The following is a 17970-nucleotide window of genomic DNA, read 5'->3' on the forward strand; positions in this document are numbered from 1 at the left end:
GGCGATGCGCGGCGCCGTCACCCCTCAATAAGACGTGAACAGCGCCTCGCGCGCAAGCTTGAGCGCGGTCACCGCATCATGCTCGTCCTGTGCCTTCTGCATCGCCGCGAAATCGAGCTTGTCGAGGGCGCGTTCGACGACCTTAAGGAAGTCGATCGCCGTATTGGCGACGGCAACGCAATCCTCGCGGAACGGGAATTGGTCGAGCTGCCACACGCCTTCCCATTTGTTCTTGCGCAGCGTGTAGAAGAATTCGAACAGCTCGATCGGGTGGACCGACCCGGCGATCAGGTCGTCGTCCCAGCTGCGGAAATTGTCGTTCACGTCCATGCCGAACAGCCGGCCGTGATCGATCGCCAGTTGCGCGGCGTCGGCCGGACTTTCGCCACCGTAAAGCGAATGGCCGAAATCGAGCAGGATGCCGACATTGGGCACGCCCATCTTCTCGATCCCGAGCAGGGTGCGGGCGACGCTGTCATAGCTCATATGCACGCGCGGCTCGCGCGGCTTGTATTCGATCACGAACTTGAGGTCCGGATTCTGCGACGCAAGCTCGCCGATGCCGTCGATACTGTGCCGCCACAGCGTCTTGTGGTCGACCTGGAACGGATAGTCCCAGCCGTCCTGGCCGGGCCAGAGCTTGACATAATCGGCGCCGAAACGGCGCACGACGTTGGCGGCGTCGTTGACCATCTCGTTGGCCAGCTTGCGTATGCCCGGATCGGGATTGGTAAAGGCGCCCTTGGCGAATTGGCGGGTGTAGATTTCCGGGGTGATGCCGATCACCGACAGGTTGTTGCGCTTGAGCGCTTCCTCGACCTTGTCGAACGAGGTTTCGCCGCCGGGGAAGGGATAGTTGATGTCGACCACCGAGAGATCGTCGACCTGGCCGGCGAGATCGATCATCTCGATCAGCGAGCGCGACGGCCCGTAGCCATCGGTCGCATAGCGGTCGACATAGGTTGCGAAATGCCAGATCCCGGCGCCGTACCGTTGCTTGCTCACGTTCGATCCTCACCCATTGTTTCGAAAATTTACGAAAATTACGCGCCCGAAAGCTCAGGCGACGATCACTTCCACGCCGATGTTTTCGATTGCTGCGCGATCCTCGTCGCGGATCGCGTCGTCGGTCACCAATGTGCGGACCAGTTCCAGTCCGCCCAGCGACGTGAACGAGCGCTGTCCGATCTTGCTCGAATCGGCGACGAGGATGACCGTCTGCGCGGCGTCGATCATCGCCCGCTTCACCGCGATGTCGGACATCGCCGGATAGGTCAGGCCGGCTTCGAGATCGATCGCGGCGGTTGCCAGGAACAGTTTCTGGACGAACAGCCCGCGGAAATAATCGGCCGACCGCTCGCCCGACAGCGACAGGGTAGGGGCCTTGAAATGGCCGCCGGTCATATGGACCTCGAACCCGGGTTCGGCCCCGAGCATCAGCGCGATGTTGAGCGCGTTGGTGATCACCGTCATGTCGCGCTTGCCGATCAACTGCGCTGCCACCTCGGTCGTGGTCGATCCGGAATCGAGGATGATCGTCTCGCCGTCGTTCGCCAGCGCCGCGGCGGCGCGGCCGATGCGGCGTTTGGCGTCCATATTATCGAGATGCTGGAGCGCCATCGAGCGCACCTGCTGCGTCACCGACTTGAGGAAGGCGCCGCCATGCTCGCGCACGATATGGCCATCGGTCTCCAGCTTCTCGAGATCCTGGCGCATCGTCACTTCGGACACCTCGAAGGCTTCCGCGAGCGTGCGCACGCGCGCGCTGCCTTCTTCCTGCAGCCATGCGAGGATCCTGGCGCGCCGAGCTTCGCCGAGCAGCCGCGACCGCGACCCCCCGCTCACCGGCCGGTCTCCGTTGCTTCCGTCGGGCAGGGCTGCCGACGCTGCCCTATCGGCATGGCTCTCCATGATCCTCTGCTGGCTCGCTTCCAGTTTCGAGTTCGATAGGTCGAGTTTTTGCTTTTTGTCAATCTCTTCGCCTTTTGGCGGAGAAAACGAAAGCAAACGTAAGCAAATGGCTTGTGTTTGGATATAATCACACTTATAGCCCTTCGCAGGAGAGGTAACCAATGGATCATCAGGCGCTTCGGTCTTCCGATGCGAACGCTCATACGCTGGAAGAACGCGCGGCGCACGTCCGTGGGCGTGCCAATTGGATGCGTCAGCGGCTGCTCAAGATGATCGTCGATGCCGGCCAGGGCCATCCCGGCGGCGACCTCTCGGCGAGCGACATCGTCGCCAGCCTCTATTTCGATATCCTGCGCGTCGATCCCGGCAACCCGGCCGCGCCCGATCGCGACCGCTTCATCCTGTCCAAGGGCCATTGCACCGGCGCGCTCTATACCGCGCTGGCGGGAGCGGGATTCTTCCCCGAAGCGGAGCTCGACACCTATCTCAAGCCCGAATCGCGGCTCAACGGCCATCCCAATCGCGTCTATCTACCGGGTGTGGAAACCAATACCGGCCCGCTCGGCCATGGGTTTCCGGTCGGCGTCGGCGTCGCGGTGGCGGGGCAGATCGACGGCGCCGGATATCGCGTGTTCGTGCTGACCGGCGACGGCGAGTTGCAGGAAGGCAGCATGTGGGAAGCGGCGATGTTCGCCGGCCACCGCAAGCTCGGCAACCTCACCGTGATCGTCGACCGCAACCGCTTGCAACAGGGCGCACGCACCGAAGACACCAACGCGCTCGAGCCGCTCGCCGACAAATGGCGCGCGTTCGGCTGGGACGTGGTAGAGGTCGACGGACATGACGTCGGCGCTTTGCTCAAGGCGTTCGACGACGCCGCGCAGCCGCGCGACACGCCGCGCGTGCTGATCGCCAATACGTTCAAGGGCAACGGCGTCAGCTACATGCGCGACCAGGCCGGCTGGCATCATGGCGTCCCCAGTGCGGACCAGCTTGCCCAGGCGATCGCCGAACTCGAAGCGGAGAAGAGCGCGTGAACGCCCCGGCCAACCTTCCCGGCATGTTCGACTGCCGCGACGCTTATGTTGCGGCGCTGGAGGAGCTTGCTGCCGCCGACGATCGTATCGTCGCCGTGTGCAACGATTCGGTCGGCTCGTCCAAGCTCGGCAAGTTCCGCGAGCGCTTTCCGGCCCGCCTGGTCAATGTCGGTATCGCCGAACAGAATATGGTCGGTGTCGGCGCCGGCCTGGCCAATGGCGGCAAGGTGCCGTTCGTCAGTGGCGCTGCCTGCTTCCTGACCGCGCGCGCAATGGAGCAGATCAAAGTCGACTGCGCCTATAGCCAGGCCAATGTGAAGCTGTGCGGCATTTCGAGCGGCGTCGCCTATGGCGAGCTCGGCGCGACGCATCACAGCATCGAGGACGTCGCCTGGCTGCGGGCGATCGACAAATTGACGGTGATCGTGCCGTCCGATCCGTGGGAAACCGCGGAAGCGATCAAGGCCGCCGCCGCGCATGACGGCCCGGTGTTCATCCGTATCAGCCGCATGCCGGTGCCGGCGATCGATCGGCCGGAGAGTGCGGCGTTTTCGATCGGCAAATCGGAATTGCTGCGCGACGGCGGCGACGTCGCGATCATCGCCAGCGGCACGTTGGTCCATCGCGCGCTCGATGCGGCCGACACGTTGGCCGGACAGGGGATCGCCGCACGCGTGATCAACATGGCGACCGTCTCGCCGCTCGATACCGACGCCGTTGCCGCCGCCGCCGCGACCGGCGCGATCGTCACCGCGGAAGAGGGGCTGGCGCGCGGCGGACTAGGCGGCGCGGTCGCCGAATATTGTGCGCAGCATCGGCCGGTGCCGATGCGGATGCTGGGCTTCCAGGGGTTCGCGCCGACCGGATCGGCGAGCTGGCTGATGGAGCATGCCGGGCTCAACGCCGCCGGCATCGCCGCGGCCGCGCAAGAACTGGTCGCCGGGAAAAGCTGATGGACGACCGGCTCATCCTCGCGATCGACCAGGGCACGACCAACACCAAGGCGCTGCTTGTCGCGCCTGACGGTTCGGTGCGCCTGTCGCGGTCGCGGGCGATGCGCGTCGATTATCCGCAATCGGGCTGGGCCGAGCAATCGGCCTCGGACATTTGGGAAGGCGTCGCGGCGCTGATCGCGGAACTGGCCGCCGCGGTGGAGCCGTCGATCATCGCCGCCGTCGCGATCTCCAACCAGCGCGAGACGATCGTGCTGTGGGACGCCGAAACCGGCCGGCCGGTCGGCCCCGCGATCATCTGGCAATGCCGGCGCTCGGCCAATCGCTGCGCCGCCTTGCGCGCTGCCGGGCATGAAGCGGAGATCGTCGCGCGCAGCGGGCTGGGGATCGATCCGCTGTTCCCTGCCGCCAAGATCGCCTGGCTGCTCGACACGATCCCCGATGCGCGGGAGCGGGCGGAGCGCGGCGAACTCCGTTGCGGGACGGTCGACAGCTGGCTGTTGTGGAATCTGACCGGTGGCGCGGTGCATGCGACCGACCATAGCAACGCCTCGCGCACGCAACTCTTCAACATCGGCACGCTCGAATGGGATGCCGAACTGGTCCGCCTGTTCGGCGTTCCGCTCGGCTTGCTGCCCAAAGTGATGCCGTCCGACAGCCGGTTCGGCGCCGTCGCTCCGGGATTGACCGCACTCGCCGACGGCACGCCGATCCTGGCGGTGATGGGCGACAGCCATGCCGCGCTGTTCGAGCACAGCGCCGACGGGACGCAACGGGTCAAGGTGACGATCGGCACCGGCAGTTCGCTGATGGCGGCGACCGGGGAGCGGTTGCACTCGGCGCAAGGCCTGTCGAGCACGATCGCGTGGAGCCGCGGCGACCGCGTTCAATATGCGCTCGAGGGCAATATCCTGGTCTCGGGGCACGCCGCGGCTTTCGCCACGACGATGCTCGGCCTGCCCGACGAGGCGGCGCTGACGGCGCTGGCCGGGAGCGTGGAGGATAGCGGCGGCGTCGTGTTCGTGCCTGCGCTGGCCGGCCTCGGCGCGCCGCATTGGTGCAGCGATGCCCGCGGCACGATCACCGGTCTCTCGTTGGCGACGCAACCGGCGCATATCGCCCGCGCGACGTTGGAAGCGATCGCGCTCCAGATCGGAGATGTGGTGGCCGCGCTCGATGCCGATCTCGGCGCTCCGGTGGCCGAATTGTCGATCGACGGCGGCGCCGCGCGCAACGCGCTGCTGATGCAAATGCTCGCCGATGTGACGGGCCGGCGCATCGTCCGATCCGCCATTCCCGAAGCGAGCGCGCTCGGCGTGGCGCGGCTGGCGGCGCACGGGATCGGCGTGACATTGCCGGCAAGTAACCAGGAGCAAAAGGAATTTTTCGATCCGGTGATGCCGGCGGAGCAGCGCGATCGGCTGCTTGCTCGCTGGCGTGCGGCGGTAGCCGGCGCGGTGCGCGCGGCCGGATCGAGCGAGACGTAACGCCGGGCGGAGATCCGGGAAGCTGGTGTGATTGCGAAAAACACGGACCAAAAGGGAGTGGGACAATGAAGGTATATCTGAAGAAACCGGGACTCGAACGGCGCGCCGCGCATGCCGCCTTGCTCGCCGGCGCGAGCCTGATGACGATGATCGCCGTCCCGGCATTCGGGCAGGACGCGCCGGCGCCCGCGCCGGCCGCGGACGTTCCCCAGGATACGGCCGCTGCGCCGCAGGGCGAGATCGTCGTCACCGGCAGCCGCATCAAGAGCCCGACCCTGACCTCGCCGTCGCCGCTTCAGGTCATCACCAGCGAAGACTTGCGGAAGCAGGGCACGACCAACGTCCAGGATATCCTGCAGATCAACCCCGCGGTGGGCATTCCGGGCAAGAGCCGCAACACCACCGGCAACGATACCGATCCCGGCCTCGCCACCATCAACCTCCGCAACCTCGGTCCCGACCGCACGCTGGTGCTGATCGACGGGCGCCGCACCGTGGCTGGTATTCCGGGCACCGCGCAGGTCGACGTCTCGATGATCCCGCCGTCCTTCGTCGACCGTATCGACGTGCTGACCGGCGGCGCTTCGGCGGTCTACGGGTCGGACGCAATCGCGGGCGTGGTGAACTTCATCTACAAGAAGAAGTTCGAGGGCATTCAGCTCAACGTCCAGGACGGCATTTCCGAAAAGGGCGACGACCACGAACTCGACGCCAACGTCACGTTCGGGTCCAATTTCGCCGGCGGCCGCGGCAATGTCATGGCCTATGTCGGCTGGAACCAGGCCAGCGCCGTGTTTGCCGCCGATCGTGATTTCAGCCGCTTGTCGGCCTTGAGCCTGGGTACGACCGAACGCGTCGCCGGCAAATCCGACCTCAACCTCAAGGCGGCGCAGGACATCTTCAAGCGCGCTTATGTGCCGTCGAGCGTGGGCCCGGGCGGTGCGTTCGTGATCGGCAGCAAGTCGAACCAGATCATCGGCCCGGATGGTTCGTTCCATAACTACAACGCAGCGACCGACGGCTTCAATGCCGCGCAATATGGCCAGATCGCGCCGCCCACGAAGCGCCTGACCTTTGCCCAGCGCACCAATTTCGACGTCACCGACAAGGTCAACGTCTTCCTCGAGACGACCTATGTGAATGTGCGCACCAACGGCGAACGCGAAGCATCGCCGATGCGCACCGACAGCGCGCTCGGTGCGTTCAGCGGGACCGGCGGTTTCTACCCGATCCAATATGCGGTGACCAACCCGACCACGGGCGCGACGGTGATCGTCAACAACCCGCTGGTGCCGACCGCGGTCTTCAACGCCGCGACCGACCGCTACACCAACGATGCGATCGGGTCGAAGGACCTGAGCATGCTGATCCGCACGACCGCGTTCGGCTCGCGCAAGACGCCGACCGAGCGCGACAATTTCCGGATCGCCGCCGGCGGGTCCTGGGACATTGGCGGCAGCTGGAGCCTCGATGGCTATTACCAGTATAGCTACACCAAGCAGCACCAGGAAATGACCGGACTGGCGAACCTCTACAACCTCGCCAACGCGCTCCAGGTCATGCCGGACATCTTCGACTATAATAAGAACGGCAACACCACCGAAGCGGTGTGCGTCGATGCCAATGCCCGTGCGGCGGGCTGCGTGCCGGTCGACATTTATGGCCTGAACCCGGATGGCTCCTCGAAGATCTCGGCGGCCGCGGCGAAATACCTGCAGACCAACCTCATCCGTGACTCCAAGCAGGAAATGCAGGTCGCCTCGCTCAACCTCGGCGGCAATCTGTTCAAGCTGCCCTACGGTCCGCTGCAGATCTCGGTCGGGGCCGAATATCGCACCGAATCCAGCCGCGATATCTTCGATCCGCTGAGCAACCAGGCGAAGAATGGCTACGTCCAGGAATTGAACACGTCGGGTTCGTTCAACGTCAAGGAAGCCTATGGCGAAGTGGTCGCGCCGATCCTGGCGGACTTGCCGTTCTTCAAGGCGCTGACCCTGCGTGGCGCTTACCGCCTTTCGGACTATTCCACTGTCGGCAGCTTCTCGGCGTGGAATATCGGCGGCGAATGGGCGCCGACCTCCGATATCCGCTTCCGCGCGGTCTATGCTCACGCCGTTCGCGCGCCGAACATCGGCGAGCTGTTCTCGGCCGCCTCTTCGGGCATCACTACGATCACCGACCCCTGCCAGGGCATCACCCTGACATCGACCGGCACGACCGCGGCCAATTGCCTGGCTGTCCCGTCGATCGTTGCGAACATCAACGCCAACGGCAAGTTCACGCTGACGCCGTCGGACCAGAGCGGCGTCGGCAGCGTGTCGGGCAGCAACCCGAACATCAAGCAGGAAACCGGCAAGACCTTCACCGCGGGCGTCGTGATCAATCCGCGGTCGATCAACGCCCTTCGCAACCTGACCTTCACGGCGGACTATTTCGACATCCAGCTGCAGGGCGCGATCAGCCGTCTGTCGACAACGACCATCCTCAACAAATGCTACGTGCAGGGCATTTCCGACTTCTGCCAGTTCATCACCCGGCGCGACCAGCCGTCGGGCGCGTTCAGCATCGGGTCGGTCCAGCAGATCTTCACGACCTTGGTGAATAGCGGCGGCGCATTCACGCGCGGCCTCGACTTCACGCTGAACTATCGCCAGGCGGTGTTCGGCGGGACCGCCACGTTCGAGGGCAGCTGGACGCATCTCCTGAAGAACGGTGTCGTTCCGCTCCAGGGCGACAAATACGACAATACGATGGGCGAGTTCGGCAATCCGCGCGACAAGGCCGTCCTGACCCTCGACTGGTCGAACGACATGTTCGGAGTGACGGTCACCAACCAGTATATCGGCAAGCAGATGCTGGATTATGAGAACTTCCAGACCACCTACGTGCTCGCCGATGGCTCCTTGCCGCCCAAGAGCCTCTTCACGCTCGGCGCGCGGGTCTACACCGACGTGCAGGTCCGCTTCGACGTGAAGAAGAACTGGGAATTCTACCTCGGCGCGAAGAACGCGTTCGATGTGAAGATGCCGCCGCTTTACGGCAATGTCGGCAACTTCAACCCATCGACCATCTACGATCCGATCGGCCGCCGCTTCTACGCCGGTTTCCGCATCAAGATGTAGCCGCGCGACCCGTTTCCTCCCCTGGGCGGTGGACGCAGTTTCGGCTGCTTCCGCCGTCCTTTTTTTACTGGCGCACAGGATGCCGTGGATGGCGTGCGCCTAGACGTCCCAATGGCAGTCGTCCGACCGATGAGCTGACATTCCTAAAGACGCCGTTCGTTCATCCCGCCCCACGCGCGTTCGGAACGACCGGCATGGGGACGTTGCTGCCGTGTCCAGAGCGGACCCAGCCTGGTGAGGTTGAAAGCCGCCGTGTTCAGCTGATCGGAATTACCGAGCTAGAGAAATTCCGGTTGTCGATTTGCAGGCGCTTGGAGGTGGATCGCGGGTGTTTCCGGCGCGTCGTGAGCTAATTCGCTTTCACTATGTGATTCGTCCGAGTCAGCAGCTTCTGCAGCAGACGCGAACTGTTCGCCGGGCTGTAACCCAGGGCAAGCTCGATTGTCGGGGGTGTGCCCGCCAGCGGCCGCGCGACTACGTTTGGGGTCAAAAGATCCTCAGCGTAGGCCGGGATGAGCGTAACTCCGCCACATGACACAACCACGGATATCGTCGCGGAAAGGCTTCCGGCATCGAATCTGGGGTTGAGGTCTATGCCGGCCTTCACAGCATATTTTTTGACGATTGCATCTACCGCTGGAGAGGCGGTCGCCGAACCAACGTAAATTTCTTCAGCAAGCTCCTGCGGTGTAATTGTCTCGCGTGTGGTCAAATGGTGGTTAGCGGGCAACATCACGATCAATGGTTCCGCGAATAGGCTTTTGAAGCATAGGTTGGCGACGTTCTCCTCTCGCCGCATGAGTGCGGCATCCAGACTCCCTCGTACCAATGCGAGGGCGAGTTCAGGCGAGGACTGGCTCGAAAGTTTGAATTCAACGCCGGGGGCCTCTTCCCGGAGAATGCGCATCACGCTTGGCAGCCAGGCCTCATGACCCGCGAGAAATCCGATAGCGAACACTGGCCGCTCTGGTCGGCCCGCGCGCTGGGCACCTTCGACCGCGGCTTCGACCTGCGCAAGCGCCAGTCTTGCGTGATCCAGAAAGACTTTCCCAGCTTCTGTGAGTGAGACGCCCCGCGCTTGCCGGTCCAGCAATTTCACACCGATCTCGGCCTCAAGATCGCGGATTTGACGGCTCAGCGACGGCTGTGAGGTGTTGAGCTGCTGTTGCGCGGCCGCGAGCACGCTCCCGCGCTCGGCGACCGCGATGAAATAGCGAAGATGGCGCAGATCCATGAACCACGTGCTATACCGCTCAGGCATAGCTTGGCCAGACAAGGTCTTTGTCGGCGTCGGAACCAGCAGTTATTTCGCGCCTGCCTCAACCAGGAGAGCGGAATGCCCACGATCATCACCAAAGACGGCGTAAACATCTTCTACAAGGACTGGGGATCGGGTCAGCCGATCGTGTTCAGCCATGGCTGGCCGCTGTCGGCGGACGACTGGGATGCCCAGATGATGTTCTTCCTGCAGCACGGCTATCGGGTGATTGCCCACGACCGGCGCGGCCATGGCCGGTCCGACCAACCGAGCACGGGCAACGACATGGAGCATTGGGTTGCTGACCTTGCTGCCCTGACCGAACATCTCGACCTGCGCGACGCGATCCATATCGGGCATTCGACTGGTGGCGGTGAAGTCGCGCGTTATGTCGCGCGTCACCAGGACCGCGTCGCGAAGGCGGTGCTGGTCGCCTCGCTCACGCCCAATATGTACCGGAGCGACGACAATCCGTCCGGTCAGCCGCCGGAGTGGTTCGAGACGATCCGCGCGGGCGTGCTGGGCAACCGGGCGGAGTTCTTCCGTTTCGTGCCGGAGAATCCGTTCTACGGCTACAACCTGGATGGCGCCAAGCCTTCGGAGGCGGTCATCGCGAACTGGTGGCGCCAGGGCATGGCCGGCGGTGCCCTCGCCCATTACGCGACGGTCGACTCCTGGCTTGAGGACTATTCAGAAGACCTCAAGACAATCACCGTGCCGGTGCTGGTGATGCATGGCGAGGCCGATCAGGTCGTACCCTTCGCCAGTTCGGTGCCGCGCGCGGTCGATCTGCTCGAAAAAGGGTCGCTCAAGACGTATCCCGGCTACCCCCATGGCATGCTGACCACCCATGCCGATGTCCTCAACCCAGACCTGCTCGCGTTCATCAGGTCTTGATGACGTTTCTCATTTCGCCACCGGAGAGACCACCGCGAGGTGGTCTCTTTCGCAATTGGTCGCCGCTGCTGCGTCCCGATCGCCCAACATCGCTCGCAACGCACCCCGATTCAGACGTTAGGCTGCGGCGCTACTGACCCCGAGCCCGAGCGGGGCGAGACCTCGCCGCCATGACAATGGCAGCCGAGCCGAGCAAGGCTGTCGCGATCATAACACCGATTCCCAGGAAGCCCCTGGCGGTGACCGCGCCGTCCACAGCGACGGCTTTGCCGATCCGCAAGGACATTTGCGCGTCGCTGCTCGGCTTCAGAACGTCCTGTGGCATGGCGACCTTATAGCGCATACGGTGGGATTGAACATCGTCGATGCATCGGCGGGAACCCGCCATGAAGTCGGCCGTCGGGATGGATCGTGTTCCATCCCGACGGCGGCGATCGGCTATACTCGCCGACTAGCCTCCAGCCATGTTACGTACGTCGGCCGCCTGCAGGGGCTGGCCGCCGATCGCCCAGTCGCCGCTTTCGACCTCGTTGATCTTGACCCAGGTAACACCGCGGAGATTGTCCCCTTCGACCGCGACCATCGCGTCGGTCACGCCCGCGATCATCGCCGACTTCTGTTCCGGCGTGAACACGCCTTTGATGACGTGGATATCTACGAGTGGCATCGATTTGCTCCCTTGTGCGTGGAGAACGCACGATGTCACAACGGGGCGGGCCGGCTAGTTCAGGAACTGAAGCGATGGGACAGCAGCTTGCCGAAGGATCTATCGACGAGCAATTGACGGCGCCGTCCGGCGACGGTTCGATCTATGGCCAATTCTGTCCGGTCGCGATGGCGGCCGAACTCCTGGCGACACGATGGACGCTGGTCGTGCTGGGCGAGATGCTGTCGGGCTCGACCCGTTTCAACGAGATACATCGCGGCGTGCCGCGCATGTCCACAGCGTTGCTCAGCAAGCGTCTGCGCGAGCTGACGGCGGCGGGCGTGATGACCCGGCAGGGCAGCGAGTACGTCCTGACACCCGCCGGACGCGATCTTGCACCGATCGTGCAGGGTCTGGGACGCTGGGCATTGAGGTGGGTCGACACCGACTGTTCGCTCGGCAACCTCGATGTTCGGCTGTTGATGTGGAACGTGCGCCGCAACTTGCGCCCCGATCCGTTGCCGCCGCGTCGCGTGGTCGTCGAGTTCCACTATCCCGAGCTTTCGCCGGACGAGCAGCGTTTCTGGCTGATCGTCGCGCCCGGCTGCGCCGTGGACTTGTGCTCGATCGAACCGGGCCGTGAGGTCGACGTGCTGGTAACGGCCGATCTGCGCGCGATGACGTCGGCCTGGATGGGAATCAGCACTTTCGCCGAAGAGATCGACGCGGGGCGTATCAATTTGGATGGCGATGCGAAGCTCGCGCGGAGCTTTGCGTCATGGATTGGCCGGAGTGGACTGGCGCGTGTCGAATGACGGCCAATGTTCGATCGGAGCTATGCGCCCCAATTCCTGCCATTTTTCGGTCAGCTCGCAGTTCCGTAAGCGGTCGTTCAAAATTGAATGCGCGAATAAACGCGGCCTAGCCTCGACGATATTGAAGCAAGGATGCAGTCGTCATAAGGTTGCCGACAATTGCTTTGGGGGAAAGGCATGCGTTTCATCACAGTGGTTCTCGCATTAGCTGCGGGATCGGCCGCGGCTTCGAATCGTCCCGTCATCCACACTGAAACCGATCTTCCGCAGACCCGGCTCGAATTCAGGCGGCCCCCGAGCGAAACGATGATGCACGACGAGCTGGTCGCGATGCTCCCGTCCTTGCGCGCCGAAGGGGAGCGATTGCTTCGCGACTATCAGATTGACGATAATACCGTGACGCAGCAGTTGCGCCTTGGGCTTGCCAACATCGCCATCTTGCAGGGCCGCAAGGCGGATGCGCTTCAATTGATTGCGGCGTACCGGATTGGAGAGACGAAGCCGCAAACGAAATTGCTGGGGGCGATCTGGACCGACGTCGCGGCCGTCATGCTCGACACAACCGCGGATCGGCGCTGTGCCGCGGGTGCGGCCCACGTCACCGACCTCGTATCGGGGGCCGATCCCGCCGTAATCCGCGATCAGTTTATCGGATCCTACAGCGGCATTCAAACGGTCAGCACTTCATTCCTCGCTGCTACTGCGGTCGGGATGCTCGATCCCGTCGCCAAGGAGCGTGGCTCGCTCAACGTTCTGCAGGCGATGAACCTTGTCCGGTGGCGCGTGAACGCGACATTCCTGCCGCCATGCCGCGAGCTCCTCAGCGCCGCGGCCCGCCGCTGGATCGATGCACCCGCAAACCAGCCGGTGGACATCTGGCCAGCGCGACAACCCACGGCGAGCGCGTTCGCCGGGGCAAAGCCTGTGGTGGTCGCCGTTTGGGACCGTGGCTATGATGCCACGCTGTTCCCCGGTCAACTCGCGCGCGACCCGGCTGAGCCGCTGGATGGTCGCGACAACGACGGCAACGGCGTCGCCGACGACTGGAATGGCCCGACCTATGAGGTTGATCTGAGGCCGACCGCCGCGTCGATGCAACTTCCCACGAAATTTCTTCAACGCCGCCTGGCGATACAAATGGCGCTGGACAAAGGGGAGCTCGATCTTCGCTTCGGCCTCGACACGCCGGAAGCGGCGATGTTTGCGGAGTTCGCGCGGACAGCCCCGACCGACGAGCAGGCCGACGAATATCTGGCGCAGATGGAGAACAGTTCTCGATCGCATGGCACCGCTTGCGCCAGCGAGATCGCAGACGGCGCGCCATACGTCCGCTTGTACAACGTGGCGGCACTTCCCTGGGGCCGCGGCGAAGACAAGCGCGACATACCCTATGAAGAGGCGACGATCGCCCGGTGGGCGTCGGCGATCGATCGCATTGGCTCGCGCATGCGGGGTGCCGGCGTCCGCGTGGTGAGCATGAGCTGGGGCCTGACTGCGGACGAGATTACGCAACAGCTTCTCGACCATGGATTGGAACGCGACGCGGCGCGCGCCAAGGCGCGTGGGCTTGCGATGCGACAGACGATTGCCGACGCGCTCCGACGATTGATGACCTCGTCGCCCAATATCCTGTTCGTTGTTGCGGCTGGAAACAGCGACCAGGCCGACGATGTCCAAGGAGACGCCGTCAAAGGCTTTACCCTGCCTAACCTCATGATTGTCGGCGCCACCGGGACCAACGGTCGCCCCACGGCCTTCACGGTGTTTGGCAAGTCGGTCGCGATCTATTCGCAAGGCGAGGCCGTGCCGCTTCGCTGGCCCGGTAACATTCCGGTCCGCGAATCCGGAACGTCGATGGCGGCTCCGCTTGTTGCCAGAGCCGCGGCACAGATGCTCGCGGTCCGGCCGACTTTGACCGCGGCGGCTGTCCGTGACGGCCTCTTGGCATCTGCGACCTTGGCCGACGGCGGGTTAAAGTTGGTGCACCCTGCAGCCGCCGTCTCTTGGGCGCGCAGACATCATTGATGACCGCTAGGCGCCCTGATAGCAGTCGTTAGACATCGGCTTCGCTCTTCCTGAAACCAGCCGTCGGCAAAGTTTGGACGCCGGGTTACAGCGCGGAGGGAGCCGACCCTATCCCATCGCCACCTCGTACACATGTTAGCTAACGGCCGCGGTCAGTTTACCATTAACCGACCGCGGCCACGTCTTATTGGACGTACAGTTCGCTATCTCGACAAGCCTGGCTACGCGCCCAGGCAATCGGCCAGCAGGACGCTCGTTCCCGCGCCATTGAAGGCGCCGCCAGCCTTATTTCCGCGAAGATCCATCCCGCAAATCAACGCTTGGCCTGCATATGTACCGCCAAATACGATGCCGTATTTTTGGTTATTTGCATCGCCGCTATAGCCACCGCTTCGCCCACCGGAAAAGACAACGCCGTTGCCGCCAATGACGTTCACACCGTACGTTTCGGTGGCGGCATTAGTGGCATTATTTCCCAGGAATGCTGCGTTCGAGAACTGCGCGTCCTGGACGTTGCCGATCACCAAGCCATGGCTAATGTTTTTCTCAGATCGAAGATTGGAAAACTGAAGATCCTGAGTTTGACTGCCGTCAATGACCAAGCCGCGAAAGCCGCCGAACCCAATACGACTCCCGTTCCAGTTCACGGTCGTAATGCGCCCGCCAGCCGTCCCGCTGTCGAAGACGACGCCGTCAGAAGCTGAGTTGTCGAAATCACAGGCGTTGATCCAAAGGTCCGTTACATATTGCGTCGCACCTGGCACAACCCTCATCCCGTACGATGCTCGTTGCGACACGCAGGTGTCGAACCATGCGCCGTCCGTCTGCGTAACCAGGAATGCGACAGTACCTCCACCCTGCGCGTTTCTGAATGTGGTACAGGTGTGAAGATATTGATTCCCGCCTCCGCCGATTACGAAGCCGTTGCCCAGATGATCACTGATATCGACATTGCGAATTCGACAGGCGCGATTGTCGCCCTCTAGAACAACTCCTTGAAACGGCGTCCGGATCCAAATGTTCTCGACCCCAATCGACCGCTGTCCGTTGATGCGGATTGCGGCGCCGGCGGTTGCTGAGCCGCTGACTTCGAGGGTCATGTCTCTGACGCCGCCGCCCGAGAAAGCCGGTGAAGCGTAGAAGTTTAGAATGTCAGCCGCGGTATTGGTCGATACTATCTTGGTCGCATCCACTCCTTCACCGATCAACATCACGTTGGCGGATGAGATCGTCAACGTGCCGCTGATCTTGTAGGTCCCGGCTGGGAAAGACACGATCCCCCCGGTAGCGCCGGCTGCTGTGATCGCATTGCGGATAGCGGTAGTATCGTCGGTCACGCCGTTGCCGACAGCTCCATAAGTAAGCACGGAAATCATGGGTTCTCCAGCTTTTTGAGACGGGAAGTGTCTCCCGAACAAAGCAAGAACATTTGAAATCCTACATTGCAATCGGCCTTAGCCGAGAGCGCCCCCTCCAGGCCCCGACTCATCAGCCAGATCGTTGGATTGCTATCCGCGAGCTAACTGTCGGCGACCGATTGCAAGTCAATGTGGTCCGAAGGCGATCGGTGGGGGCTGCTACGCGCCCTAATTTCGGTCGTTCAGGCGCTACCTTCCTGCTCTCAAAAGCCGTCGCGGCCGGCGCCCGGACAAATCCGCCATCCGCACATGTGTCGCCAAACGGCGGGATCAACCGAGAGCTGCCGTTCGCGAGCGTCCCGAAAAGAATCGTGTTTTGGGAAAATGGACCTAGTTTTCTATACGTTGGGCGGAACGTCATGCCAACGCAGCGAGCCTGTCACGGAGCCAGCTTTGTACCGGATGGTTGGTCGTGCGTTCGTGCCAGATGCTGGTGATGACAAATCCGGGTATCTGGAGCGGCGGTTCGAGCACCTGCACCCGGTCCGACCAACCGTCCGCGATCCGGCGTGGGATTAGCGCGATCATATCGGATCGTGACACGATCTCCGGCACAATCAGGAAGCCCGACGTGGACAACGCGACGGTACGACGGCGGCCGATCGCCTCAAGAGCCGCATCGGTCGGCCCGGTAAAGCCGCCGCCCTGAGGCGAAACGACGACATGGTCCAACGCGCAGAACAAGTCCAGATCAAGGACACCGCGTATGGCTGGATGTCCCTGTCGCGCGACGACCACATACTCCTCCTCGAAGAGTCGGCGCTGGCGCATCGCCGCCGGCGCGTGCTCGGGCGTTGCCAACGCCAGGTCCACCTCGCCACGCTCCAACTGTGTCGTGAGAGCCATCATATCGAACGCCCGCCAGGCGATGCGGATCATCGGCGCCTCGGCCCGCAAGGCGATCGAGTAGCGTGTCAGCAGCGCATACTGGACGTAGTCACTCGCCGCGATCACCACGGTCGCACGCAGGGTCTCCGGATTGATCGGCGCTCCTTGCTCCACGACGCGGCGAACACCCTCCAGCGCCTCGTGCAGCGGCTGCATCAGCTCGAGTGCCCGCTGGGTCGGGATCATTCCGCGCTGGCCCGGGATCAGGAGCGGATCGCCGAGTGCATCGCGAAGTCTTGCCAGCCGTGCCGACAAGGCTGGCTGACTGAGGTTCAGCCGGCGCGCGGCGTGCGTAACGTTGCGCTCCGCAAGCAGGGTCTCAAGCGTAACGAGAAGTCCGAGATCGAGGTTTCTGGTATCCATCGTTTCGATAACGACACGTAAAACGTTCGATTTCAATACCCAAGTTGGCCGCACCATTTACGTGGGGAGCAGGCTAAATCCTGCGGCGCTTCAATCGACGGCACGGATACCAGTTCACCTATGAAAGCTATCCAGGCTTTTCCGCACCAAGGGCTCGACTGCCCGACGCTAAGGACCTCCCCGACCACGTCGAACCCGGACCGGCTCCAGGAATCTGTCGGCCATTTTGGCGATATTGTCGTCGAATGCTGACTACCCCCCCACCATCAAGAAGAGATCATCATGAAAGTTCTCGTTGTTTACGCGCACCCCGAACCCACTTCGCTGACGCGGCAGTTGGTAGATGTGACTGCTGAGACGTTGTCGGCATCGGGGCACACCGTGATCCATTCGGACCTCTACGGCATGAAGTGGAAGGCGGTGTACGACGCCGATGACTTTCCGGTGCGCGACAACCCTGAACGGCTGTCGTTCATCATGGAATCAGGCCATGCTTACGCGAACGGGCATCAGACGGCCGACGTGATCGCGGAGCAGCAGAAGCTGGTTGAGGCCGATGCTGTGGTCTTGCAATTCCCGCTGTGGTGGTACGGCGTGCCCGCGATCCTGAAGGGCTGGATAGAGAGAGTCTATGCCTTCGGTTTTGCCTACGGGTATCAGAATGGCTCCAACGAGTTTCGCTTCGGGGACGGCATCCTCAAGGGCAAGCGAGCGCTGGTCAACGTGCAGGCAGGCGGCCCAGTGGCCGATTATGGCCCGCGGGGTATCAACGGGCCGATAGAGCAACTGTTGTTCCCGCTGACTCATGGCGCGCTGTTCTACCCCGGCATGGACGTGCTCCCCACGCACGCGGTCTATGGCGCCGGTCATGTTTCGACGGCGGAGGAAGTGGAGGCGATCAAGGCAGAATGGCGTGTGCGTCTCGCCGGGCTATTCACCGACAAGCCGATTCCCTTCCGTCCGCAAAACGACGGCGACTTCCCCGATCGCCACACCATGGCCGATCACGTTGCGCCGGGGCAAACCGGCATCGCCGCGCACTTTGCCGATCAGGTCGACGCATAAAGAGCAACACCGATGTCGCCTGCATTGTTCGCGCTTGCTGTGGCGGCCCTAGCCATCGGCACGACGGAGTTCGTCATGACCGGGC

General features: G+C 62.9%; 14 protein-coding genes. 8 read left to right on the forward strand and 6 right to left on the reverse strand.

The genetic code is table 11. The features are described 5' to 3' along the window. Nucleotides 1-24 precede the first annotated feature (24 nt). The gene (locus Q0L25_RS18915; protein WP_296616987.1) at nucleotides 25-1005 is read right to left on the reverse strand and encodes a TIM barrel protein; all 981 of its coding nucleotides are present in this window, start codon (nucleotides 1003-1005) and stop codon (nucleotides 25-27) included. 54 nt (nucleotides 1006-1059) lie between these two features. After that, nucleotides 1060-1845 carry a DeoR/GlpR family DNA-binding transcription regulator gene (locus tag Q0L25_RS18920; RefSeq protein ID WP_296616989.1) on the reverse strand — a complete coding sequence of 262 codons (786 nt, stop codon included), beginning with the start codon at nucleotides 1843-1845 and terminating at the stop codon, nucleotides 1060-1062. 314 nt (nucleotides 1846-2159) lie between these two features. Between Q0L25_RS18920 and Q0L25_RS18925 the strand changes: the two genes are divergently transcribed. From Q0L25_RS18925 to Q0L25_RS18940, 4 genes are all read left to right on the forward strand, one after another. Next, a complete protein-coding gene (locus Q0L25_RS18925; RefSeq protein WP_296616991.1) occupies nucleotides 2160-2948 on the forward strand; it encodes a transketolase in 789 nt (262 codons plus the stop codon). Next, complete coding sequence (locus tag Q0L25_RS18930) at nucleotides 2945-3901, forward strand: transketolase C-terminal domain-containing protein (RefSeq protein WP_296616993.1); 957 nt, start codon at nucleotides 2945-2947, stop codon at nucleotides 3899-3901. The genes Q0L25_RS18925 and Q0L25_RS18930 overlap by 4 nt, the downstream gene beginning before the upstream one ends. Further along, nucleotides 3901-5388 (forward strand): FGGY family carbohydrate kinase, encoded by a 1488-nt coding sequence (locus Q0L25_RS18935; RefSeq protein ID WP_296616994.1) that lies wholly within the window; start codon nucleotides 3901-3903, stop codon nucleotides 5386-5388. The genes Q0L25_RS18930 and Q0L25_RS18935 overlap by 1 nt, the downstream gene beginning before the upstream one ends. Nucleotides 5389-5453: 65 nt before the next feature. Further along, nucleotides 5454-8510 (forward strand): TonB-dependent siderophore receptor, encoded by a 3057-nt coding sequence (locus Q0L25_RS18940; RefSeq protein WP_296616996.1) that lies wholly within the window; start codon nucleotides 5454-5456, stop codon nucleotides 8508-8510. Nucleotides 8511-8859: 349 nt separating this feature from the next. Here Q0L25_RS18940 and Q0L25_RS18945 read toward each other — a convergent pair whose 3' ends face one another. After that, entirely contained in the window at nucleotides 8860-9744 is an 885-nt protein-coding gene (locus tag Q0L25_RS18945; protein ID WP_296616998.1) for a LysR family transcriptional regulator, read from the reverse strand. Between the two features lie 102 nt (nucleotides 9745-9846). On the opposite strand from Q0L25_RS18945, the gene Q0L25_RS18950 reads away from it, so the two are divergent. Next, the gene (locus Q0L25_RS18950) at nucleotides 9847-10665 is read left to right on the forward strand and encodes an alpha/beta hydrolase (protein WP_296617000.1); all 819 of its coding nucleotides are present in this window, start codon (nucleotides 9847-9849) and stop codon (nucleotides 10663-10665) included. Nucleotides 10666-11116: 451 nt separating this feature from the next. Here Q0L25_RS18950 and Q0L25_RS18955 read toward each other — a convergent pair whose 3' ends face one another. Further along, a complete protein-coding gene (locus tag Q0L25_RS18955; protein ID WP_296617002.1) occupies nucleotides 11117-11332 on the reverse strand; it encodes a tautomerase family protein in 216 nt (71 codons plus the stop codon). A 74-nt stretch (nucleotides 11333-11406) separates the two neighbouring features. On the opposite strand from Q0L25_RS18955, the gene Q0L25_RS18960 reads away from it, so the two are divergent. Beyond that, on the forward strand, nucleotides 11407-12126 hold the full coding sequence (locus tag Q0L25_RS18960) for a helix-turn-helix domain-containing protein (protein WP_296617005.1): 720 nt from the start codon (nucleotides 11407-11409) through the stop codon (nucleotides 12124-12126). Nucleotides 12127-12303: 177 nt separating this feature from the next. Further along, complete coding sequence (locus tag Q0L25_RS18965) at nucleotides 12304-14151, forward strand: S8 family serine peptidase (protein ID WP_296617007.1); 1848 nt, start codon at nucleotides 12304-12306, stop codon at nucleotides 14149-14151. A gap of 221 nt (nucleotides 14152-14372) precedes the next feature. On the opposite strand, the gene Q0L25_RS18970 is transcribed toward Q0L25_RS18965, so the two are convergent. Together Q0L25_RS18970 and Q0L25_RS18975 are read right to left on the reverse strand one after the other, a co-directional pair. Continuing rightward, nucleotides 14373-15527: a glycosyl hydrolase family 28-related protein gene (locus Q0L25_RS18970; protein WP_296617008.1), complete on the reverse strand. Its 1155-nt coding sequence runs from the start codon at nucleotides 15525-15527 to the stop codon at nucleotides 14373-14375. A 399-nt stretch (nucleotides 15528-15926) separates the two neighbouring features. Further along, nucleotides 15927-16877 carry a LysR family transcriptional regulator gene (locus Q0L25_RS18975; protein ID WP_296617011.1) on the reverse strand — a complete coding sequence of 317 codons (951 nt, stop codon included), beginning with the start codon at nucleotides 16875-16877 and terminating at the stop codon, nucleotides 15927-15929. A gap of 225 nt (nucleotides 16878-17102) precedes the next feature. On the opposite strand from Q0L25_RS18975, the gene Q0L25_RS18980 reads away from it, so the two are divergent. After that, a complete protein-coding gene (locus tag Q0L25_RS18980; protein ID WP_296617013.1) occupies nucleotides 17103-17885 on the forward strand; it encodes an NAD(P)H-dependent oxidoreductase in 783 nt (260 codons plus the stop codon). Nucleotides 17886-17970: the final 85 nt, after the last annotated feature.

It is taken from the genome of Sphingomonas sp., from assembly GCF_024508665.1.
Classification (GTDB): domain Bacteria; phylum Pseudomonadota; class Alphaproteobacteria; order Sphingomonadales; family Sphingomonadaceae; genus Sphingomonas.

Coding starts and splice junctions, on each gene's coding strand:
- Q0L25_RS18975 (WP_296617011.1), bottom strand. CDS start 16,877: ATGGTGCGGCCAACTTGGGTATTGAAATCGAACGTTTTACGTGTCGTT.
- Q0L25_RS18965 (WP_296617007.1), top strand. CDS start 12,304: ATGCGTTTCATCACAGTGGTTCTCGCATTAGCTGCGGGATCGGCCGCG.
- Q0L25_RS18940 (WP_296616996.1), top strand. CDS start 5,454: ATGAAGGTATATCTGAAGAAACCGGGACTCGAACGGCGCGCCGCGCAT.
- Q0L25_RS18935 (WP_296616994.1), top strand. CDS start 3,901: ATGGACGACCGGCTCATCCTCGCGATCGACCAGGGCACGACCAACACC.
- Q0L25_RS18980 (WP_296617013.1), top strand. CDS start 17,103: ATGAAAGTTCTCGTTGTTTACGCGCACCCCGAACCCACTTCGCTGACG.
- Q0L25_RS18960 (WP_296617005.1), top strand. CDS start 11,407: ATGGGACAGCAGCTTGCCGAAGGATCTATCGACGAGCAATTGACGGCG.
- Q0L25_RS18970 (WP_296617008.1), bottom strand. CDS start 15,527: ATGATTTCCGTGCTTACTTATGGAGCTGTCGGCAACGGCGTGACCGAC.
- Q0L25_RS18955 (WP_296617002.1), bottom strand. CDS start 11,332: ATGCCACTCGTAGATATCCACGTCATCAAAGGCGTGTTCACGCCGGAA.
- Q0L25_RS18945 (WP_296616998.1), bottom strand. CDS start 9,744: ATGGATCTGCGCCATCTTCGCTATTTCATCGCGGTCGCCGAGCGCGGG.
- Q0L25_RS18950 (WP_296617000.1), top strand. CDS start 9,847: ATGCCCACGATCATCACCAAAGACGGCGTAAACATCTTCTACAAGGAC.
- Q0L25_RS18925 (WP_296616991.1), top strand. CDS start 2,160: ATGCGTCAGCGGCTGCTCAAGATGATCGTCGATGCCGGCCAGGGCCAT.